Consider the following 25,632-nt stretch of genomic DNA (forward strand, 5'->3'; position numbering starts at 1 on the left):
CATCCGCATGTCAAATACCATAAAATACCTTTTTCTTTTGTTGCTTAAGCCGATGGCAATTTGGGCGCAAGACCCGATCTTCACGCAATTTTATAACATTCCAGAAGCTTTGAACCCGGCATTTACGGCATCGGCAAACACGTGGAATGCGGGAATCGCGCACCGTCGTCAATGGCCGAACGACAACCGACGCATCGATACGCAATATGCTTTCGTGAGCAATCTGGCCACGGATGAACTCGGACTCGGCTTGACCGCCCAAAACCACAGCGAGGTCTTCACCGGATACAATTATTTCAAACTCAACGGAGCGGCTTCTTACCGCGTCGACGTGAGTTACGATTGGCACATCAGATTCGGGATCGAAGCCGGTTACGGGCGCAAGGATTTCGGCTTCGGCGGACTATTGCTCGAAGACCAGATCAACATCGGAACGGGCGCAATCGACGGGCCAACGGTCGATCCGGGCGCGATGCGAAACAACAAGATCGGATTCTTCGACCTCAACGCCGGAATTCTGGCCGATAACGAAAGCTCTTGGTTTGGCGTATCGCTTCGGCACTTGAACCGTCCGGACATTTCTTTTACCGAAAACGGGAATGTTCCGCTCAACATGTTTTTGTCTGTTCACGGTGGCTATTTCTGGGATCTTGGCGGACTTCCGTCGTTTTTCCTTCCCGAAGGCAGCACCTTGATCCTCATGGGAAATTACATGCGACAATCGGAGTACAACCGCTTCGATCTGGGAACCGTAATGGATTACGGACGTTTTTCGATCGGCGTTTTTTCGGCGGTGAACCTTGAGCGCAAAACCAACAACGGCCACTTGCTTACATCGGTAAATCCTGTCGCGACAGTGAATTTCGGGGAGTTCAAATTCGGTTACTCTTACGACATCAATACCTCTGGAATCGGCCGAACAGGCGGCATACACGAACTGACGTTGATTTGGCAATCGAGCCGCGAATGTTCCAAGTGCGACAATTACAAAGTTCGGCTCAAGCGCAATGGGGAAGCCGGTTATAGCAAGGGGTAAAAACAAAAAAAGCTGTTCTTTTGGAGCAGCTTTTTTTTGGAGACAAACATTATTGTTCCATTTTTGGATCGTTATTTTCGCGTTTGCGCCTGTACATCTCGTTCAAGCTGATTTTGTTTTCATTCACGATTGAACTGGAAGAAATCGTATGTCCCGAAGGAACTTCATTCGCTGGCTTCGAAGCCGATTCGTTTTCCAAAATCCTTATCAACAATTGATTTGTTTGCTCCTGAAGTTCAATTCTCCGGTTGATTTTCCAATACCAACAATTGATTTCTCTGAGCAGTAGAAAAATCGCGAAAAACACTAAAATTGCGATTGCAGTGAAGGCAAGCGAACTGCCAATTTGATCCATAATTACTTCGTTTTCTGTTGTAAATCCTTCAAATTCATAAAAAGCCAAACGTTCCCGAAGGCGCCAAAGCAAATGTTTTTTCTGTCCGATTCACTGACACTTCTTATAAGCACACCGCCCCAAACCAACAGCCTCAGCATCCTTCACCGTAGATTCCTCAATAGTGTGAGTGCACCGTTTCAACCCGCCACAATCCTTATTGTAATGATATTTGGTAGCGCCGGAACTCTTGCAAACCCAAACTTTTGAATCGGAGGTATCGGGTTCTGGTGCGTCAGATTTTGTGTCCGACGGCTTTTCGCTATCGGCGAACGGCAGTATTGACGAACTTTCCGTTTCTGTGGACACAGTATCGACAGACGGCGCGAGTTCGGTTTGTTTGCACGCCATCGCGGTCAAAATCCACAGTAAAATCACGGCAAATCTAAAGCGTAGTTTTGTTTTCATTGGCGGTTGTTGTGGCTTTGCGGATTCGCCTGATTGTGAGGAACTGACGAAGTCGCGATTTGTTTTTGGAAATCCCAAATAACACAACGCTCGTTGACTATGTGCTATTTGGGATCGGTTTTCGATAAACGTTTCGGTTTCCTCTTTGACAGACAGGTCGCTGTAAGTTTTTGGCTACGAATTAATTGGTTTTTGTTCGTACATATTCACTGCTTCGATCAACGCTTCGGAATGCGCGAAAATGTCGTCCAAAGTCGAAATCTCGTGCTTGACTTCCTTTTTTGATGCGTCGAGCAACGCCAGATATTTCTTCGATCCGTTGAGGTAAAGTCGGCACAAAGTCTTGCGGTTGTTGTCGTCGAGCAGTATCGCGAAATACGATTGGGCGTCGCGGTGTGCGATTCTCGAGGCATCGATTTTTTGGCGCAGAATGGTTTTCACGATCAAAAATCCTTCGAGTTCTTCGGCGGTCGTAACGATATTGTCAATTGGCGCGACGGTCTCCACAAGCGCTTCCTGTTGTTCGCGGTTCGCTTCGTCTTCCTTGGTCAGAGCCGATTTGAGCCGGTCGGTGATCATGTCCGAAATATATTGGTGAAGCGACTTTTTGGTCAGGTTCGTGAATTGCTCGAGCACTTTGGCCGTGACCGGTCCGGGATAAACTTGTTTGGCGAAGTGTTTTACGAAATCGGCACTCGGTTCGATGAATTCCTGATCGATCAATTTCTTGAGCTCGAAAGTGTATTTGAGCTCGCTGGCCGTATTGACGATGTTGTTGAAATCGTAATAAGCCTTGTGAAATTTCTTGAGTTCCTCGATCTGGTTGTCCTTGATTTCAGTAATGTTGAACGCGAAAAATGGCTTGTCGTCCATTTTGTTCGGCTCCACCAGATCGGTGTAAAATTTGTACTCGATGCCGTTTGTCAGGATCGAAAATTTGGCTTTCGTCGTATGGAAATACCTGAAAAGTTGCGAAGCGTTCTGCACGCTGAGCGAACCCGCGTGGTGTTTGCACTCGATCAAAATAATCGGTTCGCCGTCTTTCATGATGGCATAATCGATCTTTTCACCTTGTTTTATGCCTACATCGGCCACAAGTTCGGGCGTGACTTCGAACGGGTTGAAAACGTCGTAGCCGAGTTCGCGGATAAACGGCATAATGAAAGCATTTTTGGTCGCTTCCTCGGTCTGTACTTGCGATTTGAGTTTGGTGACGCGTTCGCCCAGCAGTTTGATTTGGTCTTTGAAATCCATGGTCAGGTTATTTTTTTTCAAACCTAACCCGTTTACAAACCAAGTTTTTACGGTTTTCCGTAATCGGATAAATCAAATTCGACCCAAATCGGCAAATGATCCGAAATTTTGCGGGCATCGGACAGGTTTGCGAAAACGGTATAAAAGTCGACGACGCCTCTGGATTTCACTTTTACGGACAATTTCCGATAGAAAATATTGTCGAACTCCGAAGCCGTGCAGCCGTTTTTACACGCCATTTTCAACGTGGTCTTTGTTCCGATAAAGGCCGATTCGAATCCCATTTTACGTATCGGATTGAAAACCGAATGGCTTTGCGGACAATTGAAATCACCTGCGAAAATCAGGTTGAGGTTCGGATACCTTTCGGGAAAGAACCTGAAGTGCTTGATCTCGGTCTCGGGTTGCATTCTCTTGGTGATCGCGTGGAAATTCACGAGCGTAAACTCTTTTTGGCCGTATCTGAAAGTGGCGAAAAACGGTTCGCGCTCGATTTGTGTCCGATAGTATTTTTCAAGCCAGGCTTTCCCGACGATCCTAACTTTGGCCGGTTTCCACAAAAAAGCGTAACGTTCCTTTTTCTGGCGCGTGCCTTCGGTTGGATCGCTCACGACGTAATCCCATTTTGCGCCGCTTCTGTTGAGCGTTTCGACAAGTTTCGCGACAGCCTGCGCGCCGCCATTTCCGGCCACGATTTCCTGAAGCGCGACCACGTCAAAATCCCTGAGATTTTTGGCAATCAGGTCAATCGTCGCCTGCGATTTGGATTTTCCCATGTCGCACAAATTCCAGCTGCACACGCGGATTTGCGAGAAAAGCTGTCCGCAGAAAATCAAAAAAGCGACAATCAGGACTTTTCTCATGCCAGTCCGAGTTCTTTGGCGATCGCGACAAGCGGCCCGATGTTTTTGCTCTCGGCGCGCAAGATCGTCTTGAGCCTGGCGATGCGTTTTTCAATGCTGCTCGTGCTGGCGCCTTTTGTGCCGTCGGTTTTGAAGATGTCCGAAATTTGCATCTGGGTGAGACCTTTCGATAGCAATCCGAGAAGTTTTCGGTCGGTTTCATCAATCTCGTCCAACGATTTGTTGTTCAAGACGTGAGAAAGTTCGGGTGAAATGTAACGGGAGCCGTTGTAGATTTTCGCGACCGCCTTGCGGATTTCCGGAATGTTTTCGCGTCCTTTCAGCACATAACCGTCGATTTCCAGTTCGTCGAACAAATATTGTACAAGGCTGGGACGATCTTCAATCGAATACACGATCACCTTTAGCGAAGGCTGGATTTCCATGGCCGCGGCGATCAATTCCTGTCCTGAAGTGAGTACGATTTCGCGATGATCCGGCTTGAACGACAAATCGGTGATCAGCAAATCGAACGGTTCTTCGTCCTGAAGGCTTTTCTTGATTTTGATCAGCGCGTCGTCGCAATAGCTTACGTGAGCCGATTCTGAAATATCGAGCGTGCTCAAGGCGTCGCGAACGGCGACATTATAGGCATCAAAGTCTTCGGCTACGAGAATTTTTTTGAACATTTTCATTGGGTTATATCGCAAATTCGATTCTTGCCCCGAAACCATTTCCGGGCGTGGAGTCAAATGTAGATTTTCCCTTTAGCTCAGAAATACGGTTTTCCATAATCCGCAGGCCATTTTTTCGTTTGTTGCTTTCCGAATCGTGTCCTTTGCCGTTGTCCTTGTATTCAAACACGAGTTTTTTGTCTTCTTCCGAAAAGGAAAAAAACGCGCGAGAACACTCACTGTGCTTTCTCATATTGGCCAAGATTTCCTGCAAGATCCGATAGAATTCGATGCGTTTGAAGTGCGGAAGATTTTGCCAGCTCACTTTCGAAAGTCCTTGTATGATCACGCTGCATTCGGAAGAATTGTATTCCTGAAGCAAATCGTGTATGAGTTTCCCGAAATCGGCATCTTCGGGAACATCGCTGTTGTCGCGCGAAACGCTTCGGGTTCCGGCATAGATCAGGTCGAGTCGGCTCAAGAGCGTTTCCTTGTTTTCGGGTTGGTCGAGGTTTTGGGTTTCGGCAAATACGATCGTGCGGTGAATTTGGTTGGCAAGGTCGTCATGCAGCGTTTTGGAGAATCTTACTTCGGCTTCGTAGGTGGCTTTTCGCGATTCTTCCCGTCTTACTCTTTTGGTGCGTTTGACGAAATAGACTATTGAAGAAATGAGTGCCGCGACCAGGAAAACCGCAACTAACGTCCAGCCGATTCGTGCAATTCGCTCTTGTTCTTTTTCGGAGCGCTCAGCTATTCTGTCGTCATTTGCTTTTTTGTAATTGTATTTGATCATCGCGAAGGCGTTTTTTGCCTTTCGGTTGACTTTTTGCAAACTATCCGAAATGCGGACATAAATCTTGGAGTAATTGCGAGAAAGTTCAGGATTTGCATTTTGTATCAAAAAACTCAAAACCTCAAGTCTATCGGATGGCGAATTGGTTCGCAGCGCGATTTTTTCAGCTTGGACTGCCTTATCAACGCTCGCATTTCTATCCGACGCTAATTCGGCTTCGGCCAAATGCATATAGCTCGTGATAAGTCCGTATTGGTCATTGTTTTTTTTGCGCAGCTCAAATGCGCGTTGCATCAGATTTCCTTGGATGTCCCGTTTTGTACGGAATGCCGCATATCCTAAGTTGTCCAAAATTTTGGCTTTTATCAAAACGGAATCCGGGAAGTGATAATCGGCACTCGCCTTTTTGAAAATCGAGTAAGCTTTTTCGAAATTGCCCGCCTTGATATTGGCGTAACCGATATTGTTGTCAATGGTCGCCCGTTGTTCTTGGTCTGAAACATATCTTTTTCCCTTCAGATAGTAGTTTTCGGCATTATCCAAATCTTCTGTCATCGCATAACTTATCGCCAAGTAGTTGTAAAGGCTTGGAAGCCAAAGCGTATCGCGCCTTGGATTCAGATATTTCGATGCTTCGACAGCCGTGGCTTGCAGTTCGTCGTAATCATTTCGTCCGTTGAGAATGTTCGCAGTCATCAATAGAGAATAGGCAGTCTGCGCACTGTCTTTGGCAAGAATGAACAAATCTTTTGCCTTGAGGAAATTCACGAAAGCACTGTCAGATTTACCTTCGGTATTGAACTTTTCAGCTTTGTCAAGCGCGTCAACCCCTTGTCTGTAAGAAGTTTTGTCAGACTCATCTATCATACGTACATCCGAACACTGAAAGAAAGCCGCAACTACCAATAAAAAAATCAGGGAATGAAAAACCAGTCGTTTCATTCCCCGAAAATATAAAAATTATGTTAGCCACCCGGATTGATCGGAGGTTTTGGCGGTGGAATCGTTCCGTTGCCGCCTCCGGTTCCGCCTTCGAGTTGCACATTGGCATTTCCTGTTTTTGCAGTTTCGTCGTCAGCACTGCAAGAAGTCATCGCGATTCCGGCCATAGCCAGCAATCCCATTATGAAAATTTTTTTCATCTTTTTTGTATTAAAAAATTAGTGATGAGCAAGGCCTTGGCGAGACGAAAAGGTTCTCGTTCTAAAAAGGCCGTTGCCGAATTTTCGGGAAGTGCAGTGTGCCTATACGAAGCGGTCGGTTTATACTTCCCGGAATAAATCTTCCGATCCGTATGGCGTCACTGTTTGTGGAATCGTTTTGTACATTTGCTCTTGATGCATGTCGAGCAGGAACGAAACCTGATGCAAATAAATGGCTTGATTTTTAGCTGATTGCGGTATGCTGTTCAAACTGTTCAAACTGTTCAGGAATGTTTGTCAACGTTTAAAATTGTTCGAGAATGCCTACTATCGACGACTACCGCAACGCTATCAAAAGTCTATATCGAACTGCTCCCGATGGGAACTTTGGCTTGAGTGTCAATCCTCAGCCCAAAGATTTCAAAAGGGTTTCCTTATGGCTTTTGGATGAAGATTTGGACAAGAAGGATCGCCTGATATTGGATCGATTCTACGGAATCCGCGAAAGCGATAATGCCAGGCTAAAAATCGAAGGATTCGCAAATCGTCATTACCGTCCTATAAAATCGCTACTTACAGAAGATGTCAGTTCAGACGACGAGCATATGCTCAATCTTGCTGCACTTATAGTCGGTTTAAGTCCGAGACCTTTCAGAACATTCGCGAATGCAAGTTCCGGATTCACAATAGTTCAGCAACCAAAACCAGGATCAGAAATAGATTTTGAAGAGCAGCCGAATGGCTGGGCAGAAGTAACTAATGAAAGGGATGAACCACTTAGGCAAGAAAAAGTTTTTGAAGAAATTATCGAAAATCCAACGCCGTTCAAAGAAGAATACCAGCCAGAACTAGTGCCTGAAAAACCGTTCAAGCTTAAGGACAAAAATCGAAATCCAGAAACATTAAATGAGGAAAATGGGAAATCGAAAACTCGAAAAACGGTATTTTCTGAGAAATTAAAATGGATTGCCGCCGCCGGAATCATTCTCCTTGTAACTTCAATCATCTTGATGGTTCCAGTGCTAACCAAAAGCGATTTCATGCAATGGGACACAGATCATTACATAGCAGTCGATGGTGAGGTACTCGAATCACAGGAAATGCCGATCTACAAAATGGATGAAAAGGAATTTGGTATGAGACGCGTCAAGGTCTACGATACGACCACGTTCTACGTGAACGACAAGCCTAAATATTGGTACATCAGGGACAACGGCTACCAGTTTTTCGATCGTCCCGGAAAATATCCGCAAGATCGCACGCGTGATTTACATGTCGTGTCGACTCCAATCGCGAGAGATGTCCGCGAAGGAAAAATCAGGATCGATTACTGATTCGCGAATTCAGGCCACAAAAAAAGCGCCCATTTCTGAGCGCTTTAAATCAATATTTACTATTTCGGATTATTGTCCGGGCATGCCGCCTGAATTCTGGTTTTGCTGCATGTCGTCGTTGTTTACGCCTTTCGTTTTGGGCTGGTTGAACGTCATTTTGCCAAAGCTGTAGCTGAACGTGATTCCGAAAGATTGTATCGGGAAAGCGAAATTGCTCGTCGTCGAGAAACCGTTTCCGCTCGATTCGTTGCGGAATTCGATATCGCGTTTGAAAGGCGAAGTCGCGTTGAATCCGATCGAGGCCGTTTTGTCCCAGAATTGTTTCTTGATCCCGAAAGAAATCAGGTTGAAAGCCGGATTGGTGCCTTGCAGGTTGCGTCGGCGCGAGTTTTGGATCATGAACATTTCGGCCACTAGATTCTTTCCGAAATCGTATTGTCCGGACACGAATGCCGAATACTGGAAATACGTTCCGGTCGATGTCTGTGTCGAGGCGAAAGCGTTCGAAGCGCTCGGATTGTAAGTGTAACCGTTGAAGTTTCCGCGAAGCGAGAAGCCTTTGAAGAGGTTGACAGATCCGAAGAAATTAAAGCCAAGCGAGTTGTTTTCACCCACATTCTCAAATCTCGTAATCGTTCCGGATTCGTCGGCCAAAGGCGTCGCGATACCTTCGATCAAGCCCGAAATGTTTCTGTAATACACCGAGAAATTGATGGTGCGCTTTGGAGAAAAAGTCGAAAAACCAAGTTCGACAGTCTGGGAAATCTCGGCCTCAAGATTCGGATTTCCTTCCTGTTGCGACTGAATGTTCGAACGGTTGATGAAAGGATTCAGATTGTTCATGTTCGGACGCTGGATTCTCTTGGTATAATTGAGTTTCAAGGACGATTTGTCCGACAGTTTTTTCTGCAAAGTAAAACTCGGGATAAAAGTCGTGTAGTCGTTTGTGAACGAAGCCAGATCGGCCTGCAGATCGTTCGTCGGTCGGCCTTCGATATTCGTCTGCTCGACACGCGCGCCAACCATCAAAGTGTAATCCTTCGGCAAATCATACGTCCCGACGACATATCCGGCATAAACATCCTGATCGTAATCGTACAAATTCGAGTTGATGGGATCGTAAACGAAATCGCCGTTCGCATCTGGAATCATGTTCGTGAAATCACTCGAAAATCTTCTGAAAATCGACTTTCCGCCAGCTTCCAACTTGAACTTTTCGGTAACGGGAAGCGTGTAATCGAGCTGGATCGTGTATTCGTTGTTCGTTCCGTCAGAATCGGCTTTCTGGTCGGTATAGAAATCAGAATAGCGGCTCACGTAATCGGTCGTGTTCTTGCTGCGACTCCATTGTGTCGAAAGCGAGAGTTGGTGGCCTTCTTTCGAGAATTTCTTCACGTAATCGAGATTCCAGTCGAAGCTTTTCCAGCGGTTTTCGTTGTCGGTCGCGGTCGTAAACATGGAGTTGTTTGCGGCGTTGTTGAAATCCTCGAATGTGCTCGTAGCGCGTCCGTCAGAATCCCAACCGCCGTCGTTTAGCCGAATCGTCGAACTCAAAGTGTTGTAAGCGTTGAAATCGTATCCGGCCGTGATGGAACCGTTCAGGCCGTAGCGGTTCACTTCACTTTCGCCTTTTGTCGATTGCAGCGAATTTGCCGTTCCGTTGTCGATTTCCTGACGCGACGAATAAGTAGAAGTGCGCGGCCAGCCGTTGTTATAGCCGATGTTTGCCGCGAGTGAAAATCTGTCTTTGTTGTAATTCAAGTTGCCGTTGAAGTTGTTCTGACGCGTTCCGATTCCGCCTGAAACCGAACCCGAAATCCCGGAAGTCGACTTGCTTTTTGTGATGATGTTGATGATTCCAGCCGAACCTTCGGCGTCATATTTAGCCGATGGAGAAGTCACGACCTCGACGTTCTTGATCTGATCGGATGGAATCGTTCGCAAAACGTCGGCAATGTTCGCGTTTGTCGCGCCCGTCGGTTTTCCGTTTATCAGAATCCTTACGTTCGCATCGCCACGAACCGACACATTTCCGTCCATGTCGACGGAAACCATCGGCACTTTCTGCAAAACATCGGTGGCATTTCCGCCCGCGGCCGTCACGTCCTTTTCGACGTTATAGACCACTTTGTCGATTTTGTTCTGCACGAGTGAGGCGCGGCTTGCACGACGACTTCGTTCAAAGCGGTCGAAGCGGTCGAAAGTTTGATCGTACCCAAATCCAGATCTGGTTTTGCGCCCGTGGTTTCGACGTTGTTGATGGTTCTATCGCCGTATCCGATGAACGAGATCACGACTTTGTAAACGCCCGGAGCAATTCCCGTCAAGCGGAAGTGGCCATCGGTTTCAGAAACGACGCCCGAAACCGGAGCCGGATTGTCAGTCTTGTACAAAGCCACCGAAGCGTATTCGACGGCCGTATTCGCAATGGAATCCTTGAGCGTGCCTTCGATTTTTCCGGTGATGGACGAACCCGGGGCGGGAAAATTCTGCGCGAAAGCCGAAAGTCCAACGAAGATCAGGAGGATGGAAAATAATTGTCTCATTTTGATTTGTCTTGTTTTTTGTTTTCCGAATTGGAGCGACAAAGGACTCAAATGTTACAAGCGCATCCGAATCCGCTCGACGGAAACCCACAAAACATCGACGGAAATCCCGATTCTCGTTTTGGACACAAAAACCGGCGTTTTGGCTTCATCCGACCAAATCCATCGCCCGAACTTTACCTTGTCACATAACGGGAACTTCGCGCGGTTTTGCTGGTTTTTTTGAACCATTAAGTTCATTAAGAACATTAAGAAGTTTCGCGGATTTTTTGAAGCCGATGGATTTTGGTGCCGATCAACCTGCAAGGTTTTATTTTGAACCATTAAGGACATTAAGTTCATTAAGAACATTAAGAAGTTTCGCGGATTCTTTGAAGCCGATGGATTTTGGTGCCGATCAACCTGCAAGGATTTTTCAATCTCGTAGGTTTGTTTTTTTTTGAACCATTAAGGACACTAAGTTCATTAAGAACATTAAGAAGTTTCGCGGATTTTTTGAAGCCGATGGATTTTCGTGCCGATCAACCTGCAAGGATTTTTCAATCTCGTAGGTTTTTTTTTTGAACCATTAAGGACATTAAGTTCATTAAGAACATTAAGAAGTTTCGCGGATTTTTTGAAGCCGATGGATTTTCGTGCCGATCAACCTGCAAGGTTTTTTCAACCTTGTAGGTTTGCATTCAGTTCCGGACAATAATCTTAACCATCCTGAACTTCTTAATGGTTTAAACCAATCAGTTAGTTACTGCAGACTTCGTCCAATTGTCATCAAGAACACACGGATTGCACGGATTCCCAGCAATTAAGAAGATAAATTTATGAAGCCACGAATTCACGAATGCCACTATTCGTGAATTCGTGGCTTTAGATATTTTGCGACAATAATTGAGGCATTACCTATGGCCATTTCGCGTTGCTCGGGTCGTGGCTTTAAATATTGTGTGGTAAAAATTTGCGAATTAGCGGCTAAATCATCGGAAACCGAAACGACTAGGGAATTAGAAAAGCTAAATCCGCGTATCCGTGGCAAAAAAAAATCCGCAGTAAAAAAACCTCACTGCCAACGCGAAAAGAATTCCGCATAAGCATCGCGATATTGATCGGTGACGGCAATCGTCTTGCCCGAAACCTCCACCGTGCCTTTCGTGGCCGCGCGAATTTTGTCCAAAGCCACGATGAACGAGCGATGGACGCGCATGAAACGATCTGTGGGAAGTTTTTCCTCAACAGCCTTCATGCTCGTGAGCGACAACAGCGGCTTAGGTTCGTGCTGTAGGAAAACTTTGACGTAATCCTTGTCGCTTTCGAGGTACAAAATATCTTCAAACGGTACGCGAACCATCTGATATTCGATTTTCAGATATAAATAATGCGGCTTGTCAGAAGTCTCTTTTTCCACAGCGGGCGCGCCTTTTACGAACTCGTAATAACGCACGGCTTTCTCGACGGCTTTCGAAAAATCCGAAAAGGAAAACGGTTTCAGCAAATAATCGAGGGCCTCGACCTTGTAACTTTCGAGCGCATATTGATCGTAAGCCGTCGTGAAAATCACGCGCAGATTTCCCGCAGTTCTGTATTGGTCAAGCACTCTCGCGAGTTCGAGTCCGCTCAAATCGTTCATTCTGATGTCAAGAAAGGCCACGTCGACAGGTTCGTCCCGCAACGCTTTCAAGGCTTCGACCGCATTCGAAAACTTGCCCTTGAGTTCGAGCATGGGCGTCTTTTCGATGTACGAAACCAGCAAATTGAGCGCTAACGGCTCGTCGTCTACGGCAATGCAGGTCAAGGTCATGACAAATCGAGTTTTAGGTGAACCGAGAATTCGCTTTGGTTTTCATCCGATTTTGCGCTCAACGAATATTTCTGCGGATAAATCAAATCGAGTCGGCGTTGGCTGTTGACCAATCCGATACCGTTCGATTCTTCCTTATCGGTCGGTTGGTCGGGAAACATCGAATTTTTGATATCGAATTCCAAAATATGCTCGTGTTGCTCCAATTTTATGTGAATGTACGACGGATGAAGCGAGCTCACGCCGTGTTTGAACGCGTTTTCGATAAACGGAAGAAACAGCATCGGCATGGCTTCGGCTTCCTGCAAATCGTCGGGTTTTTCGAAAGTTACCAACACGTTTTCGGTCAGCCGCAACTTCATCAGCTTCAGGTAATCTTCCATGAAATTGACCTCTTTCGAGAGCAAAACCAACTGTTGTTTCGTGCCATAAAGGACGTGCCGCATAAGTCGCGACAAGTTGTAAACCGCTTCCTGAGCCTGCGTATTTTCACCCGTCAAAGCATAAATCGAATTGAGCACATTGAAGAAAAAGTGCGGATTCACCTGCGCTTTCAGGAAAGAAAGTTCCGATTCCAGTTTCTCGCGTTCCAGATCCTCTCGCACCAAAGCTTCATCGCGCAATTTTTTCCCGATTCCGATAATCGTCGCGCTCCCGATGACGAGCAAAGTCAAAATCACGATCCAGAAATGCCCGATGAGGTCTTTTTCGGGTTTGTCGTCTTTTGGGTCGACGTGAAAATGCGCATTCATGATGCCGCGGTAATCGAGCCAGCCGTCAACGTGATGGTTGAGCGTCACAAACCCGAAAATTAGCAGGATCATGCTCAAAAAGAAAAGGATCGGACGCGCCTTGAACAGCAATCTGGGCATGCAAAGTTTCAGCGTCAGATAAAAGGCCGATGCCCACATCAGCATCAAGATAACCTGCTTGATCCAGTAAATAGACGGCATTTTCATTCCCCAAAACAGCGGAAGGCTTTGCGAAGCGGCAAGTCCCGTAAAAATCAGGATTTGCGCCAGAATGTAGATCTTGTTCGTCTTGAATGTTCTTGTGCTGAATGACATGTGGCAAAGATATTTGCTAATTGCTTTATTTGGGTTTTGAGTCGATATAAAGCTGCTGAACGTCGATGGAATTTGTTTTTTGGAGCTTTTTCCGGCTGACTGGCACTAGCTTTTCGAAGAAAAAGTCCTTGATTTTCTAAGGTTGCGACAGCGACCGCAGGAAGCTCGTTGCAACCTCTAGAAAAGCAGGCTTTTGCAAGAAAGCTAGTGCCCGGCAGCCGGAGAAAGCTCAAAGAAAATTTTGCAATAAAAAACAAAAATGATTTTCCTTTTGTATCAAGACAAAAGAAGATTATTTTTGCTGTTCGAAAATCAAATCTAAAATGAGAACAATCCAATTCCGCGAAGCCGTATGCGAAGCCATGAGCGAAGAAATGCGCCGCGACGAATCTGTATATCTGATGGGCGAGGAAGTCGCCGAATACAACGGTGCTTACAAAGCGTCTAAAGGAATGCTTGACGAATTCGGGCCGAAACGCGTTATCGACACGCCAATCGCCGAGCTTGGTTTTGCAGGAATCGCGGTAGGTTCTGCCATGAACGGAAACCGTCCTATCGTCGAGTTCATGACATTCAACTTCTCGCTTGTAGGAATTGACCAGATCATCAACAACGCGGCCAAAATGCGTCAGATGTCGGCCGGACAATTTCCGATGCCGATGGTTTTCCGCGGTCCGACCGCTTCTGCAGGACAATTGGGCGCGACGCACTCACAGGCTTTCGAGAACTGGTTTGCAAACACTCCGGGATTGAAAGTTGTGGTTCCGTCTACGCCTTACGATGCCAAAGGACTTCTGAAGTCGGCCATCCGTGACAACGATCCCGTGATTTTCATGGAATCGGAACAAATGTATGGCGATAAGGGCGAAGTGCCAGAAGGTGAATACACGATTCCGCTAGGAGTTGCCGATATCAAGCGCGAAGGAAAAGACGTGACTGTCGTGTCTTTCGGAAAAATCATCAAAGAAGCGTTGGCCGCTGCCGAAGAACTTTCCAAAGAAGGTATCGAGATTGAAGTAATCGATTTGAGAACGGTCCGTCCTATGGATTATGACGCGATCATCAATTCGGTGAAGAAAACAAACAGACTTGTAGTTTTGGAAGAAGCCTGGCCGTTTGCCTCGGTTGCATCCGAAATCACTTATATCGTTCAGGAGCGCGCTTTCGATTTCCTCGATGCGCCAATCCAACGCATCACGACTGCCGACACGCCGGCTCCGTATTCGCCAACCTTGCTCAAGGAATGGTTGCCGAACGCACAAGACGTCGTCAAGGCCGTCAAGAAAGTCTTGTACAAGAAATAAGCGAAATATCCGTTATATTTGAACTTCACCATCTCGGTGAAGTTTTTTTTTCTATGCGCAACAACAACACCTTTCTCAGCCTCGCTTTTTTACTGTTTCTAACGGCCGCGTTCGCCCAGACCAAAGTGAGCGGAATCGTCATTGACGACACCAAGCTTCCCGTGCCTTACGCCAATGTGCAGTTCAAGGGTTCGACCCAATCTGTAGTGACCAACGAAGACGGTAAATTCTATATCGAATCGCCAACTGCCTATACGAAAATTCTCGTTTCGTTCATGGGCTACAAAACCAAGGAAGTCGATCTGCCCAAAGCGGTGAATTACGACTTTACGGTCACGCTGCAACCCGAGAACGAGTTGAACGCCGTGACGATCTACACCGGAAAAACGTCCAAGAAGAACAATCCGGCGCTCGACATCTTGCGCAAGATATGGGAAAGACGGCGCAAGAACGGGCTTTACATGTTCGATCAATATCAGATGGAAAAATACGAAAAGGTGGAATTCGACATGAATTCGATCGATTCGGCTTTTATGAAACGCAAGGTTTTCAAGGGAATGGAATTCATTTTCAACCACGTCGACACGAGCGATGTGACCGGAAAAACCTATCTGCCGATCTTTATCAACGAACAACTTTCTGACGTTTACGGCGACAACAAACGCACCAAAAAGAAAGAAGTCGTAAAGGCAACCAAAAATTCAGGTTTCACCGGAAACCAGCAAATTCAGGCGTTCATCAAGGATTTGTATGCCGAATATAACATTTACGACAACTATCTTTTGTTCTTCGACAAGAGCTTTACGAGTCCGTTGTCGCGCACGGGAATCGACGTCTACAATTACGTGTTGCGAGACACGGCCGTGATTGACGGGAAAAGTTGCTTCAACATCGTTTTTTATCCGAGAAGGAAAAGCGAACTCACGTTCAAAGGCGATTTTTGGGTTGCCGACACGACGTTTGCGATCAAGTCGATCAATATGGCGGTCACCAAATCGGCAAACATCAACTGGGTCAAGGACATTTACATCGAGCAGGAATTTGAGGTCGTGAACGATTCGGTCTTCCTTTTGACCAAAGATTATATGATGTCAGATTTCGCCTTCAGCAAGAAAGACGAGTCGAAAGGCGTGTACGGAAAGCGCACGACCTACTATCGCAACCACAAATTCAACCTCAAGAAACCCGACGAATTCTACAAACAGGACGTCAATTTCTTAGATCCGACAATTTACCAAAAGGACGAAAAATATTGGGACGAACACCGTTTCGAAGAGCTTAACGCCGACGAAAAAGGCGTATATCAAATGCTCGACACGCTCAAAACCGTCAAGAAATTTAGGCGATTGTACTCAACAGTCGAAATTCTCGCGAGCGGTTACATCAATTACGGCTGGTTCGATTACGGCCCGATCTATTCCACGATCGGTTACAACCAGGTCGAAAGATTCCGATTGAGAACCGGCGGGCGAACCTATTTCGGCCCGAACGACCCGTGGCGACTCGAAGGTTACGTCGCATACGGGTTCGGAGACGACAAATTCAAGTTCGGCCTGTCCGGAAAATGGATGGTCGACAAGAAAAGCAGGCTTATCGTGTACGGCGGATATCGTCGCGACGTAGAGCAGATCGGCGCAGACCTGACTTCCACAAACGACGTTTTGGGTAGAAGCAACGCCTCGTCATCGGTTTTCGCATCCGGAAGCAACGGAAAACTCACAAACATCCAGTTGGCTACGGCCGCACTCGAGTTCGAGCCCGTGAAAAACCTCCGGATAAAATCCGGAATCAGTTACAGGACGTTGCGTTCGGCCAACACTACAGACGAATTCAGCCTCGATTATTACACGACTTTGCCTACGCAAAATGCGCCAGGAGTCGTGGCTAAGGAAGTCAAACAAACCGAAATGCAGTTCGAGATCGACTGGACGCCAAAACGCCAAAACATCGGTTATGGAGTAGAACGCGATGTCGTCGACAATCCTTACAGCCGCGTTTTCTTTAGACTGAGTTCTGGAATCCAAGGCATGTTCGACAGCGATTTCGAGTATCAAAAACTGCAATTGTACTACCGACAACCAATCATAATCGGTGCGATCGGGCGTTCGTTCATAACCACCGAAGTCGGGAAGACCTACGGAACGGTGCCGCTAGGCCTAATGAACATCGTACCAGGAAACCAAACCTGGTGGCAAATCGACAACACGTTCGCCAACCTCGATTTCTATGAATTCGTCGCTGATGAATACGTGACGATGCACTGGGAACACAATTTCCAGGGCAAGCTTTTCGCGAGAGTGCCGGCGTTGCGAAAACTCAATTGGCGCGAGATCATCGGCGTTCGCGCAGTCTACGGAACGGTTTCGGACGAAAATAGAGCCATCAACGCCTCGGGATTGATTTACCGCGCGCCAGAAAACGTCTATTACGAGTACGGCTTCGGTATCGGGAACATCTTCAAGGTTTTCCGCCTCGATTTTTCGTGGAGAGGAAATTATCTCGAATTGCCCGATGCTCGCCGATTCGCGGTTCGCGGCTCGTTTGGATTTTATTTTTAGAAGTAGGGAGCGATGTGCTTTTAGTAATTCTTTTCCAGGTTAGGATATTGTCTGATCCTTCTTGAAGAAGCATTTTCCCGCTGACCCGCTTCTAGCTTTCTAAAAACCGCCGGCATTTGTAACGCGAGCCAAGAGCTTCCTTCGGTCGCTTTGGCTCGCGAACAAATGCAAGGCGTTTTCCGCGAAAGGCTATCCGCTTGCATCGGGGCTAGACTTCGGTTTTTCAGTTCAGGTTTTTGCCATCGATGCGATAAGTTCTTTCCAGAACGCGGTTTGCGGCAAGACGATAAACAACGCCAATTCGCAAATCCACACAAAGGCAAAGGCTAGATAAGGACTTTTCAACATCGGTCTTTTGAGTTTGAACTTCTCGTAACACAAGATTGTGAACGCGAACAGAAATGGGGTTACGACCATAGCGAGAATTCCTGCGTCGTTGTTTACCAAATTACTCACAAGTCGCCCCAAACCAGGATTCAAAACAATCAAACTCGCCCCGATAATAAACGCGACGTGCCAACGCAAATCGCGCTTTTTTACCATTGCGATTACATAGCAAATGCTGAATGAAATCACGTCCAAAATGCCACCGACGGCCGTGATCGCGGCTTGTTCGGGAGAATTCGCGTAGTTGCGCGGAATTGCGTTGAACACCAGAACCAAAATCGAAACCACGATCAAAGGGGCGAGAAAATAGGAGAGACGCCCGATTTTTCGGTGCAGTTCGGGTTTGCGCCTGCGAACCAATATCGGTTGAACAATCAGCATCGCGAACCAGCAAAAAAACAGAAATAGGTGAAGGTGCGTCACAAAGAAGAAATCGCCCAAACTTGCCAATTTCGCAAAATAGGAAAAGTAAAATCCCGATGTGCTAATCAAAGCAATCAGGATAAACATTGCGGTCAACAAAGAATATTTTCTTTCCATTCAGATTTTTGTTTGTAAGGGTAAAGAAACGGTTTTTCTTTTTCGAGTGCGAAGCGAAATGTTTTTAAGGGAGCCATTCCACGACTTTCTCGACCACGAAAGCCTTGTAAGAGCCGGCGTCGCTGCAATGTCCCGAACTGTTTATGATAAGACATTCGCTTTCCTCAGCCACGTTTCCATTGCCGTTTTCGAGCAAACCGTTCTTGAAGTCGTTCGCGTTTTGCACGCCCATTGTCGGGTCGACTTTGTTGGCCATGTACGCCACGGGAACCAAAACCGCCGTGCCTTTCCATTCGTCTCCGCCCGAACATTCGAGAATTGCTCCGCGAATATCCGTAATAGGATTTCCGACGCCTTCTTGTCCCGGCAAAATCAGCGGGAAGGTGTTGTTTCCGCCTCGGGACATGCCGCCGATGATCGTCTTGGAACGTGGAATCTGGAATTGTGCGCCAGCCGCCGTGATCACGCTTTCGAGATCGGCTTTGAAGCGGGCGTTGATTTCTGCATAAGTTCCCGTCGGATTTTGGTAGGATGTCGTCACGGCCACGTAGCCTTTCTTGGCCAAAAGCTCGCATTGTGCATTCAGGATGCCGTCGCCTTCATCGCTGTTGTCGCCGTGGGCTAGGATCACGAGGCCTTTTCTGGTTTCGGGCGAGGCGGTTTCCTGAAAATAGGTTTTATAAGCGAATCCTCGATTGGATTGGGAAGTTTGGTTGATTGTTTGCGTCGGGTCGTTGTCGCTCGGAGACGCGCTGTCGTCGTTTTTGGAACACGAAAAGTTCAGTGTGAACAGCAAAACAAGTGGTAGAAATTTGATCGTTTTCATAATTGGTCGTTTTTATTTGACCCAAAGTTGTGAAAGTGCGACCGATGTTTTTTATGCCGATAATTGAGTTGCGGGTTTTGGGAAAGGAAGTGCGATTTTTGGTTGGGATTTGCTATCGATTCAGAGTTGCGCGAGGGATGGAAGTGGCACCCTTTTGGGTTTTCGCCCTCAAAGCGAAAACCCAAAAGGTACAACGGACAGCCCGACGGCGGCTCCAAAATCGCGATCGAAGCTGAAACTGCGACCATTCCCTACAACTGCCTTTTGGAACGTGCCGCCGGCGCGCCCAAAACAAAAAAGCCGCAATCAAACGACTGCGGCTTCTATTTATCTCAGGAACTTAGGCACTTTGCGTTCAATCAAATTCCGAATTCGGCTTTCACTTTGTCGACGAAATCGAGTTTTTCCCAGGTAAACAACTCCACGGAAACGGTTTTTTCTTCTCCGTAAGGATTTTTGAAAGTTTTGGTCACCGTCTCAGGTTTGCGTCCCATGTGGCCGTAAGCCGCTGTTTCACTGTAGATTGGATTTCTGAGTTTCAAACGTTGTTCGATGAAATAAGGACGCATGTCGAAAATGTTCTCGACTTTTTTCGCGATTTCGCCATCTGACAACTTCACTTTTGACGTTCCGTAAGTCTCGACAAAAATCCCCATTGGCTTGGCAACGCCGATCGCGTAGGAAACCTGGACCAAAATTTCATCTGCAACGCCCGCAGCCACAAGGTTTTTGGCGATGTGACGCGTAGCATAAGCCGCTGAACGATCCACTTTCGAAGGGTCTTTTCCAGAGAACGCGCCGCCGCCGTGAGCGCCTTTTCCGCCGTAAGTGTCCACGATGATCTTGCGTCCCGTCAAGCCTGTGTCACCGTGAGGTCCGCCGATCACGAATTTCCCGGTCGGGTTGATGTGATAGTGGATGCTGTCGTTGAACAAATGCGCATATTGTGGATATTTGGCGATAATTCTCGGGATAAGGATGTCGATGATGTCTTGTTTGATCTTGGCCAACATCGTGTTTTCCTCGTCGAAATCGTCGTGTTGCGTGGAAATTACGATGGCATCGATTCGCGACGGTTTGTTGTTGTCATCGTATTCAAGTGTCACTTGCGATTTTGCGTCCGGTCTCAGGTAAGGAATTTCGTTGTTTTCGCGTCTCAGCTCGGCAAGTTCCTGAAGCAATTTGTGCGACAGATCGAGCGCCAATGGCATGAAATCCTGCGTTTCGTTCGTGGCATAACCGAACATCATTCCTTGATCGCCAGCACCTTGATCTTCTTTGCTGGCGCGGTCTACACCTTGGTTGATGTCGCTGGACTGCTCGTGGATCGCAGACAAAATCCCGCAAGAATTCGCCTCGAACATGTATTCGCTTTTGGTGTATCCGATTCTTTTGATGACGTCGCGAGCGATTTGCTGCACATCGAGATATGTTTTCGACTTCACTTCGCCGGCCAAAACGACTTGACCTGTTGTTACAAGCGTCTCACAAGCTACTTTCGACTCTGGGTCGAAGGCCAAAAAGTTATCGATTAGCGCGTCCGAAATTTGGTCGGCAACTTTGTCAGGATGTCCTTCACTAACAGACTCCGACGTAAAAAAATAAGCCATAATGTCTTGATTTTAAATGTATTTGAGAAGGAAGTTGCGGCTACGCGCTAAAGAAGAAAATTCTGCTTTAGCATTTTTTAACGAGGTTGCAATCAGTCAAATTCTTCCTCCTTTTGACGGGTGCAAATATAGGAATTGAAGTTGGTTGAGCCGAAAAAAACACGATTTTGTTGAAAATTACCAGATTCTTGAAAATCGGCGAAAGGCTGAAAAGAGAGCTTACTACGTAGTAGTATCTGAAAATGCTACATCGTTTTTTGTTAAAATCCTAAATTTTGTTTGGCAGATTGGAAAATACTTTGGAAGTTTGCGATAAGTAAAAAACGAAAAAATGTCTTTCACCATCTGTCAAATGTGTATCTGCAAAACCGGAAACTCCGCGGGATACGCTATTGGCTGAAGTTGAAAACTCAGTATAGAAAAGCCTCCCGCAACCCGGGAGGTTTTTTTTTGCTCCAAGATCAAGCCGATAGTATTGAATTAATTCCCAAAACCCAAAACCCAAAACCCAAAACCCAAAACCCAAAACCCAAAACCCAAAATTCAAATTCCAAATTTCATTCCAAAATAAAATCTGAGTCTGATAACTCTGAGGATCCAAAAACAAAATCAGAGGCCGATATTCTGAAAGCCCAAAAAATAAAAACCATGCGTCAAAAGTCAAACATTATGTGTTGTTGTCGTCCGAAACCCGGAAAGGCCATCCATTGCCGCATGCGAACGACATAATCTGTTATAATTTGTGTACTTCGAAGCCCTTTTGGTAAGCCATCCAAAAGGGCTTTTTTTTGGAAAAAACTCAAAAAAACTAGGACATAAATTCCAAACCTCAAATTCCAAATATCAACTAGGGCTCGACTAAGTCCGATAACCGAAAACAATTGGTCTATTATCTATCCGTCTATCATCTATCATCTATCATCTATCATCTATCATCTATCATCCATCATCCATCTATTATCCATTATCTAAAAAATCTAAATCATGAGCACACAAAAATTCGCTACAAACGCGCTCCACGCAGGACACGATGTAACCAAAAACGGCGGAACACGCGCCGTGCCGATTTACCAAACGACGTCTTATGTCTTCAACAACGCCGATCACGCCGCGAATCTGTTTGGTTTGACCGAACCAGGATTCATCTACACAAGACTGAACAATCCAACGAATGACGTACTTGAACAACGGCTCGCAGCACTCGAAGGCGGAATCGGAGCGGTCGTAACTGCGTCGGGAACGGCGGCTCTTACAACGGCTTTGCTAGTCTTGCTCAAAGCAGGCGATCATATCGTGGCCTCGAATTCGCTTTACGGCGGAACTTACAACTTGCTTTCGGTGACCTTGCCGAGACTTGGAATTACAACAACGTTCGTCGATCCGTCCGATCCCGAGAATTTCACTCGCGCGGCCAAAGAAAACACAAGAGCTTTCTTTGCCGAAAGTTTGGGCAACCCGAAACTCGACGTTCTCGATCTCGACGCGATTTCAGAACAGGCCAAATGGTTCAAAGTACCGTTCATTGTGGACAATACTGTCGCAACACCATATCTGTTGAATCCGATCGATCACGGAGCCGACATCGTGATCCACTCGCTCACCAAATACATCTCGGGCAACGGAACCTCGCTTGGAGGCGTGATCATCGACGCCGGGAAATTCGACTGGGCAAACGGCAAATTCCCGGAATTCACCGAGCCGTCAGCGGGTTACCACGGATTGGTCTACCACGAAGCGCTCGGCCCGGCCGCGTTCATCGCCAAAGTTCGCATCGAAGGTTTGCGCGATTTTGGGGCCGCGCTCAGTCCGTTCAACGCTTTCCAGACGATTCAAGGTTTGGAGACACTTGACATCCGAATCAGGAAACACAGCGACAATGCACTCAAACTTGCGCTTTGGCTCGAAAAACAAGAAGCCGTCGCGTGGGTGAATTATCCCGGATTGCCAACGTCCAAATACCGCGAACTCGCCAATAAGTACTTGCCCGAAGGCCAATCGGGAATCGTGACCTTCGGACTCAAAGGCGGTTTCGAGGACGCAAAAAAAGTCGCCAATGAAACCAAGCTGTTCTCGCTTTTGGCCAATATCGGCGACACGAAATCCCTCATAATCCATCCGGCAAGCACGACGCACCAACAATTGTCAGATGATGAACAATTGGCAACGGGCGTAACCAAAGACCTGATCAGACTGTCAGTCGGACTCGAAGACATCGAAGACCTCAAAGCTGACCTGAAAGCCGTGTTCACATCAATCAAAGCGCCTCAGCGAATCTGATACCATAACTAACCCGATTGCCAAGCCATCGAGAGATCGAGTGTGGTAACTATTTCCGGAGTCTACGACTACCGACTTATTTCCTTCACAACGCTCTCGATGGTTATAAAATCAACGTCGGCAGACGTACTAAAATCTTGTTTTTGTTTGGTTTTAAGTAAAGCCGTCTCACTTCGCAGAGGCGGCTTTACTTAAAACCAGACGTAACCCGATACAGTTTTCAAGCTTCAAATAATCCAAAAATGAAATTGCAACAACTCGAGATAGCGGACCACGAACTGGGATCGGGCAAAAAGCTCGATCTGAACCTGTTCTACGAAACCTTTGGGCGTCGAATCGGCACTGCGCCGATCGTTCTTATCAATCACGCCTTGACGGGAAACTCAACGGTTTCGGGCAAAGACGGATGGTGGCAAAATCTGGTCGGTGAAGGCAAAACCATCGACACCAACGAATTCACGATACTTTCCTTTAACGTTCCCGGAAACGGATACGACCAAAATCCCGAAAATCTGCTCGACAATTACAAAGATTTCACGGCACGCGACATCGCCGAAATCTTTTGGAAAGGCTTGCAACTACTCGAAATCGAGAAGGTCTTTGCCATTATCGGTGGAAGCCTTGGCGGCGGAATCGCATGGGAAATGGCGGCCTTGCGTCCCGACGCTCTCGAACACCTGATCCCAATTGCCTCCGATTGGAAAGCCACCGACTGGGTAATCGGAAACGTGCTCGTCCAAGACCAAATCCTGAACAATTCCGACAATCCCATACACGACGCGAGATTGCACGCCATGTTGTTGTATCGCACTCCGCAATCGCTCGGCCTTCGGTTCAACCGAGAAAAAAACCACGACAGTTACGAAGTCGAGAATTGGCTCAATTTACACGGACACAAACTCCAGAACCGCTTTCGGCTCGCGTCTTACAAATTGATTAACCACTTGCTCAAAACCGTCGACATCACCAGAAATCGCGGTCATTTCATCGATGTCGCTTCCCGAATTTTTGCCCAGATCACGGTTGTTTCGATCGATTCCGACCAATTCTATCTCGCCGAGGAAAACCGTATAGACGTGTCTGAACTCCGACCTTTCAAGCACGACATTTCCTATCACGAAATCCGTTCGGTTCACGGCCACGACGCTTTCCTGATCGAACATGCGCAGCTTTCGAAAATCTTGCAGCAAATATTCCAAAAGTCATTTCGATTTAGTCGGTAATTAAACGTTTACTTTCGTTTATAAACGTTTACTGTCGTTTACTGTCGGATAATTTGTCCGGTTTACGCATCGATTTTAAATAGAAAAAACGCTTGCAAATCCCAATCCTAAACGTATCTTTGCAGCGTTCATTCACATCATGCCGTTATCACGAAAGGCCGAGGGACTAGACCCGACGAAGCCTTAGCAACCCTTAAACTTAAGAAGGTGCTACGTTCTACCTGAACATTTCAGGACAGATAACTCGAGAAATTTCCCACTTTCACTAACGGTTTTTTTGTGTTTTAGAAGCTGATCCGGCTGTCTCGCCATAGCTTGCTGAAACGCTCGTTTTTTGCACTTTGCCTCGTGAGCTTCCTGCGGTCGCTACGATCCAAAGGCAAAAAATTGTCGCGTCCTGCACAAGGCTATCTGCGGCCATCCGGGCTAGGCTCAGGAATTCATGGCGATTTTCGGTCGAAAGATCAGGATGTCGTGCTCGAATGGACACCGAATTGATTGTCGGATCGACGAATTTTGAGATCGGAACATTACAGTCCGTTTTCTGAAAATCCGGAAATCCAAAAAACCAAAAAGACCATGAGTAAGATACAAGACGCCATTTCCAGGAGAATTCTCGTGCTCGACGGAGCGATGGGAACAATGTTGCAACGCTACAATTTCAGCGAGGAAGACTATCGCGGCGAGCGTTTCAAGGATTTTCCACATCCGCTCAAAGGCAACAACGACCTTTTGACCCTTACGCAACCCGATGCGATAAAAGACGTGCACCGCCAATATTTCGCTGCGGGCGCAGACATCGTGGAAACCAACACTTTCTCCGGAACGACAATCGGGATGGCCGATTACCACATGGAAGATCTTGTATACGAACTCAATTTCGAGTCGGCAAAACTAGCGCGTGAAGCCGCCGACGAATTCACCGCATTAAATCCGGAAAGGCCGCGTTTCGTGGCAGGATCGATCGGCCCGACCAACAAAACGGCCAGTTTGTCTCCTGACGTGAACGATCCCGGTTACCGCGCCATCACGTTCGACGACCTCAGGATTGCCTACAAAGAACAAGTGGAAGCCTTGATAGACGGCGGTTCCGACCTATTGTTGGTAGAGACGATTTTCGACACTTTGAATGCGAAAGCGGCCCTGTACGCGATAGAAGATGTCAAGGAAGAGCGCAATCTCGACATTCCGGTAATGGTTTCGGGTACGATCACAGACGCTTCAGGAAGAACGCTTTCGGGCCAGACCGTCGAGGCTTTTTTGATCTCGATTTCGCACATTCCGCTGCTGTCGGTCGGTTTCAACTGCGCACTCGGCGCCGATCAGTTGCGTCCTTACCTGAAGCGCTTGTCAAATAATACATCACTGAATATTTCGGCTCACCCGAACGCCGGTTTGCCGAACGCTTTCGGTCAATACGACCAAACGCCCGAGGAAATGCAAGCGCTGATCAAAGATTACTTAGACGAGAACCTGATCAATATTATTGGTGGATGTTGTGGCACGACGCCGGAACACATCAAATTGATTGCTGAAGTAGCCGAGAAATATCAGCCGCGAAAGGCTTACGAAAGCGTTTAACTCCAGCCTGGCAAGTGTCGGGACGAAATCTGCAAAGTTTTCAA

At 46.9% G+C, this 25,632-nt stretch carries 23 protein-coding genes and 1 riboswitch; of the genes, 8 read left to right on the forward strand and 15 right to left on the reverse strand.

The features are described from left to right. Window positions 1-7: 7 nt before the first annotated feature. Window positions 8-1,036, forward strand: a complete 1,029-nt coding sequence (locus tag EOO49_RS15735) for a PorP/SprF family type IX secretion system membrane protein (RefSeq protein ID WP_290847415.1) — start codon at window positions 8-10, stop codon at window positions 1,034-1,036. A gap of 49 nt (window positions 1,037-1,085) precedes the next feature. On the opposite strand, the gene EOO49_RS15740 is transcribed toward EOO49_RS15735, so the two are convergent. From EOO49_RS15740 to EOO49_RS15770, 7 genes are all read right to left on the reverse strand, one after another. Continuing rightward, window positions 1,086-1,439: a hypothetical protein gene (locus EOO49_RS15740; RefSeq protein WP_290847417.1), complete on the reverse strand. Its 354-nt coding sequence runs from the start codon at window positions 1,437-1,439 to the stop codon at window positions 1,086-1,088. A 42-nt stretch (window positions 1,440-1,481) separates the two neighbouring features. Next, window positions 1,482-1,838: a hypothetical protein gene (locus tag EOO49_RS15745; RefSeq protein ID WP_290847419.1), complete on the reverse strand. Its 357-nt coding sequence runs from the start codon at window positions 1,836-1,838 to the stop codon at window positions 1,482-1,484. A gap of 174 nt (window positions 1,839-2,012) precedes the next feature. After that, entirely contained in the window at window positions 2,013-3,092 is a 1,080-nt protein-coding gene (locus tag EOO49_RS15750; protein ID WP_290847420.1) for a type I restriction endonuclease, read from the reverse strand. Between the two features lie 47 nt (window positions 3,093-3,139). Then, entirely contained in the window at window positions 3,140-3,955 is an 816-nt protein-coding gene (locus tag EOO49_RS15755; protein WP_290847422.1) for an endonuclease/exonuclease/phosphatase family protein, read from the reverse strand. After that, complete coding sequence (locus tag EOO49_RS15760; protein WP_290847425.1) at window positions 3,952-4,623, reverse strand: response regulator; 672 nt, start codon at window positions 4,621-4,623, stop codon at window positions 3,952-3,954. The genes EOO49_RS15755 and EOO49_RS15760 overlap by 4 nt, the downstream gene beginning before the upstream one ends. Before the next feature lie 10 nt (window positions 4,624-4,633). Further along, window positions 4,634-6,343 carry a hypothetical protein gene (locus tag EOO49_RS15765; RefSeq protein WP_290847426.1) on the reverse strand — a complete coding sequence of 570 codons (1,710 nt, stop codon included), beginning with the start codon at window positions 6,341-6,343 and terminating at the stop codon, window positions 4,634-4,636. A gap of 23 nt (window positions 6,344-6,366) precedes the next feature. Then, entirely contained in the window at window positions 6,367-6,543 is a 177-nt protein-coding gene (locus EOO49_RS15770) for a hypothetical protein (protein ID WP_290847428.1), read from the reverse strand. A gap of 320 nt (window positions 6,544-6,863) precedes the next feature. Between EOO49_RS15770 and EOO49_RS15775 the strand changes: the two genes are divergently transcribed. Beyond that, a complete protein-coding gene (locus tag EOO49_RS15775) occupies window positions 6,864-7,877 on the forward strand; it encodes a hypothetical protein (RefSeq protein WP_290847430.1) in 1,014 nt (337 codons plus the stop codon). Between the two features lie 69 nt (window positions 7,878-7,946). On the opposite strand, the gene EOO49_RS15780 is transcribed toward EOO49_RS15775, so the two are convergent. Further along, complete coding sequence (locus EOO49_RS15780; RefSeq protein WP_290847432.1) at window positions 7,947-10,025, reverse strand: outer membrane beta-barrel family protein; 2,079 nt, start codon at window positions 10,023-10,025, stop codon at window positions 7,947-7,949. Next, window positions 9,977-10,423 carry a carboxypeptidase regulatory-like domain-containing protein gene (locus EOO49_RS15785; protein ID WP_290847434.1) on the reverse strand — a complete coding sequence of 149 codons (447 nt, stop codon included), beginning with the start codon at window positions 10,421-10,423 and terminating at the stop codon, window positions 9,977-9,979. The genes EOO49_RS15780 and EOO49_RS15785 overlap by 49 nt, the downstream gene beginning before the upstream one ends. A 51-nt stretch (window positions 10,424-10,474) precedes the next feature. Here EOO49_RS15785 and EOO49_RS15790 point away from each other — a divergent pair, with 51 nt between their 5' ends. Continuing rightward, complete coding sequence (locus EOO49_RS15790; protein WP_290847436.1) at window positions 10,475-10,615, forward strand: hypothetical protein; 141 nt, start codon at window positions 10,475-10,477, stop codon at window positions 10,613-10,615. 862 nt (window positions 10,616-11,477) lie between these two features. Here the strand turns inward: EOO49_RS15790 and EOO49_RS15795 are convergent. Together EOO49_RS15795 and EOO49_RS15800 are read right to left on the reverse strand one after the other, a co-directional pair. Continuing rightward, window positions 11,478-12,215, reverse strand: a complete 738-nt coding sequence (locus tag EOO49_RS15795) for a LytTR family DNA-binding domain-containing protein (protein ID WP_290847438.1) — start codon at window positions 12,213-12,215, stop codon at window positions 11,478-11,480. Further along, a complete protein-coding gene (locus tag EOO49_RS15800; protein WP_290847440.1) occupies window positions 12,212-13,282 on the reverse strand; it encodes a histidine kinase in 1,071 nt (356 codons plus the stop codon). The genes EOO49_RS15795 and EOO49_RS15800 overlap by 4 nt, the downstream gene beginning before the upstream one ends. Window positions 13,283-13,605: 323 nt before the next feature. On the opposite strand from EOO49_RS15800, the gene EOO49_RS15805 reads away from it, so the two are divergent. Both EOO49_RS15805 and EOO49_RS15810 read left to right on the forward strand, forming a co-directional pair. Next, window positions 13,606-14,586, forward strand: a complete 981-nt coding sequence (locus EOO49_RS15805; protein ID WP_290847442.1) for a pyruvate dehydrogenase complex E1 component subunit beta — start codon at window positions 13,606-13,608, stop codon at window positions 14,584-14,586. 53 nt (window positions 14,587-14,639) lie between these two features. Beyond that, window positions 14,640-17,144 (forward strand): DUF5686 and carboxypeptidase-like regulatory domain-containing protein, encoded by a 2,505-nt coding sequence (locus tag EOO49_RS15810; RefSeq protein ID WP_290847444.1) that lies wholly within the window; start codon window positions 14,640-14,642, stop codon window positions 17,142-17,144. A 228-nt stretch (window positions 17,145-17,372) separates the two neighbouring features. Here EOO49_RS15810 and EOO49_RS15815 read toward each other — a convergent pair whose 3' ends face one another. From EOO49_RS15815 to EOO49_RS15830, 4 genes are all read right to left on the reverse strand, one after another. Continuing rightward, window positions 17,373-18,071 (reverse strand): hypothetical protein, encoded by a 699-nt coding sequence (locus EOO49_RS15815; protein ID WP_290847446.1) that lies wholly within the window; start codon window positions 18,069-18,071, stop codon window positions 17,373-17,375. A gap of 64 nt (window positions 18,072-18,135) precedes the next feature. Further along, complete coding sequence (locus EOO49_RS15820) at window positions 18,136-18,897, reverse strand: hypothetical protein (RefSeq protein WP_290847448.1); 762 nt, start codon at window positions 18,895-18,897, stop codon at window positions 18,136-18,138. Between the two features lie 359 nt (window positions 18,898-19,256). Continuing rightward, entirely contained in the window at window positions 19,257-20,507 is a 1,251-nt protein-coding gene (gene metK / locus EOO49_RS15825; protein WP_290847450.1) for a methionine adenosyltransferase, read from the reverse strand. A 268-nt stretch (window positions 20,508-20,775) separates the two neighbouring features. Further along, the gene (locus tag EOO49_RS15830; RefSeq protein WP_290847452.1) at window positions 20,776-21,171 is read right to left on the reverse strand and encodes a hypothetical protein; all 396 of its coding nucleotides are present in this window, start codon (window positions 21,169-21,171) and stop codon (window positions 20,776-20,778) included. A gap of 320 nt (window positions 21,172-21,491) precedes the next feature. Between EOO49_RS15830 and EOO49_RS15835 the strand changes: the two genes are divergently transcribed. The 3 genes from EOO49_RS15835 (at window position 21,492) to EOO49_RS15845 (ending at window position 25,588) form a co-directional block, all read left to right on the forward strand. Continuing rightward, window positions 21,492-22,784 carry a PLP-dependent transferase gene (locus tag EOO49_RS15835; protein ID WP_290847454.1) on the forward strand — a complete coding sequence of 431 codons (1,293 nt, stop codon included), beginning with the start codon at window positions 21,492-21,494 and terminating at the stop codon, window positions 22,782-22,784. 242 nt (window positions 22,785-23,026) lie between these two features. Then, the gene (locus EOO49_RS15840; protein WP_290847456.1) at window positions 23,027-24,007 is read left to right on the forward strand and encodes an alpha/beta fold hydrolase; all 981 of its coding nucleotides are present in this window, start codon (window positions 23,027-23,029) and stop codon (window positions 24,005-24,007) included. 142 nt (window positions 24,008-24,149) lie between these two features. After that, a riboswitch (SAM riboswitch) is annotated at window positions 24,150-24,253 on the forward strand. Window positions 24,254-24,586: 333 nt separating this feature from the next. Then, on the forward strand, window positions 24,587-25,588 hold the full coding sequence (locus EOO49_RS15845; RefSeq protein ID WP_290847458.1) for a homocysteine S-methyltransferase family protein: 1,002 nt from the start codon (window positions 24,587-24,589) through the stop codon (window positions 25,586-25,588). Window positions 25,589-25,632 lie beyond the last annotated feature (44 nt).

The sequence above is a fragment of the Flavobacterium sp. genome, from assembly GCF_004295795.1.
Taxonomy (GTDB): domain Bacteria; phylum Bacteroidota; class Bacteroidia; order Flavobacteriales; family Flavobacteriaceae; genus Flavobacterium.

Bases quoted from the DNA above. Each gene is read 5' to 3' on its own strand.
- EOO49_RS15750 (WP_290847420.1), bottom strand. From the start codon at position 3,092: ATGGATTTCAAAGACCAAATCAAACTGCTGGGCGAACGCGTCACCAAA.
- EOO49_RS15805 (WP_290847442.1), top strand. From the start codon at position 13,606: ATGAGAACAATCCAATTCCGCGAAGCCGTATGCGAAGCCATGAGCGAA.
- EOO49_RS15760 (WP_290847425.1), bottom strand. From the start codon at position 4,623: ATGTTCAAAAAAATTCTCGTAGCCGAAGACTTTGATGCCTATAATGTC.
- EOO49_RS15735 (WP_290847415.1), top strand. From the start codon at position 8: ATGTCAAATACCATAAAATACCTTTTTCTTTTGTTGCTTAAGCCGATG.
- EOO49_RS15815 (WP_290847446.1), bottom strand. From the start codon at position 18,071: ATGGAAAGAAAATATTCTTTGTTGACCGCAATGTTTATCCTGATTGCT.
- EOO49_RS15840 (WP_290847456.1), top strand. From the start codon at position 23,027: ATGAAATTGCAACAACTCGAGATAGCGGACCACGAACTGGGATCGGGC.
- EOO49_RS15775 (WP_290847430.1), top strand. From the start codon at position 6,864: ATGCCTACTATCGACGACTACCGCAACGCTATCAAAAGTCTATATCGA.
- EOO49_RS15835 (WP_290847454.1), top strand. From the start codon at position 21,492: ATGAGCACACAAAAATTCGCTACAAACGCGCTCCACGCAGGACACGAT.
- EOO49_RS15770 (WP_290847428.1), bottom strand. From the start codon at position 6,543: ATGAAAAAAATTTTCATAATGGGATTGCTGGCTATGGCCGGAATCGCG.
- EOO49_RS15765 (WP_290847426.1), bottom strand. From the start codon at position 6,343: ATGAAACGACTGGTTTTTCATTCCCTGATTTTTTTATTGGTAGTTGCG.
- EOO49_RS15755 (WP_290847422.1), bottom strand. From the start codon at position 3,955: ATGAGAAAAGTCCTGATTGTCGCTTTTTTGATTTTCTGCGGACAGCTT.
- EOO49_RS15745 (WP_290847419.1), bottom strand. From the start codon at position 1,838: ATGAAAACAAAACTACGCTTTAGATTTGCCGTGATTTTACTGTGGATT.
- EOO49_RS15810 (WP_290847444.1), top strand. From the start codon at position 14,640: ATGCGCAACAACAACACCTTTCTCAGCCTCGCTTTTTTACTGTTTCTA.
- EOO49_RS15845 (WP_290847458.1), top strand. From the start codon at position 24,587: ATGAGTAAGATACAAGACGCCATTTCCAGGAGAATTCTCGTGCTCGAC.
- EOO49_RS15820 (WP_290847448.1), bottom strand. From the start codon at position 18,897: ATGAAAACGATCAAATTTCTACCACTTGTTTTGCTGTTCACACTGAAC.
- EOO49_RS15785 (WP_290847434.1), bottom strand. From the start codon at position 10,423: ATGAGACAATTATTTTCCATCCTCCTGATCTTCGTTGGACTTTCGGCT.
- EOO49_RS15800 (WP_290847440.1), bottom strand. From the start codon at position 13,282: ATGTCATTCAGCACAAGAACATTCAAGACGAACAAGATCTACATTCTG.
- EOO49_RS15795 (WP_290847438.1), bottom strand. From the start codon at position 12,215: ATGACCTTGACCTGCATTGCCGTAGACGACGAGCCGTTAGCGCTCAAT.
- metK (WP_290847450.1), bottom strand. From the start codon at position 20,507: ATGGCTTATTTTTTTACGTCGGAGTCTGTTAGTGAAGGACATCCTGAC.
- EOO49_RS15790 (WP_290847436.1), top strand. From the start codon at position 10,475: ATGTTACAAGCGCATCCGAATCCGCTCGACGGAAACCCACAAAACATC.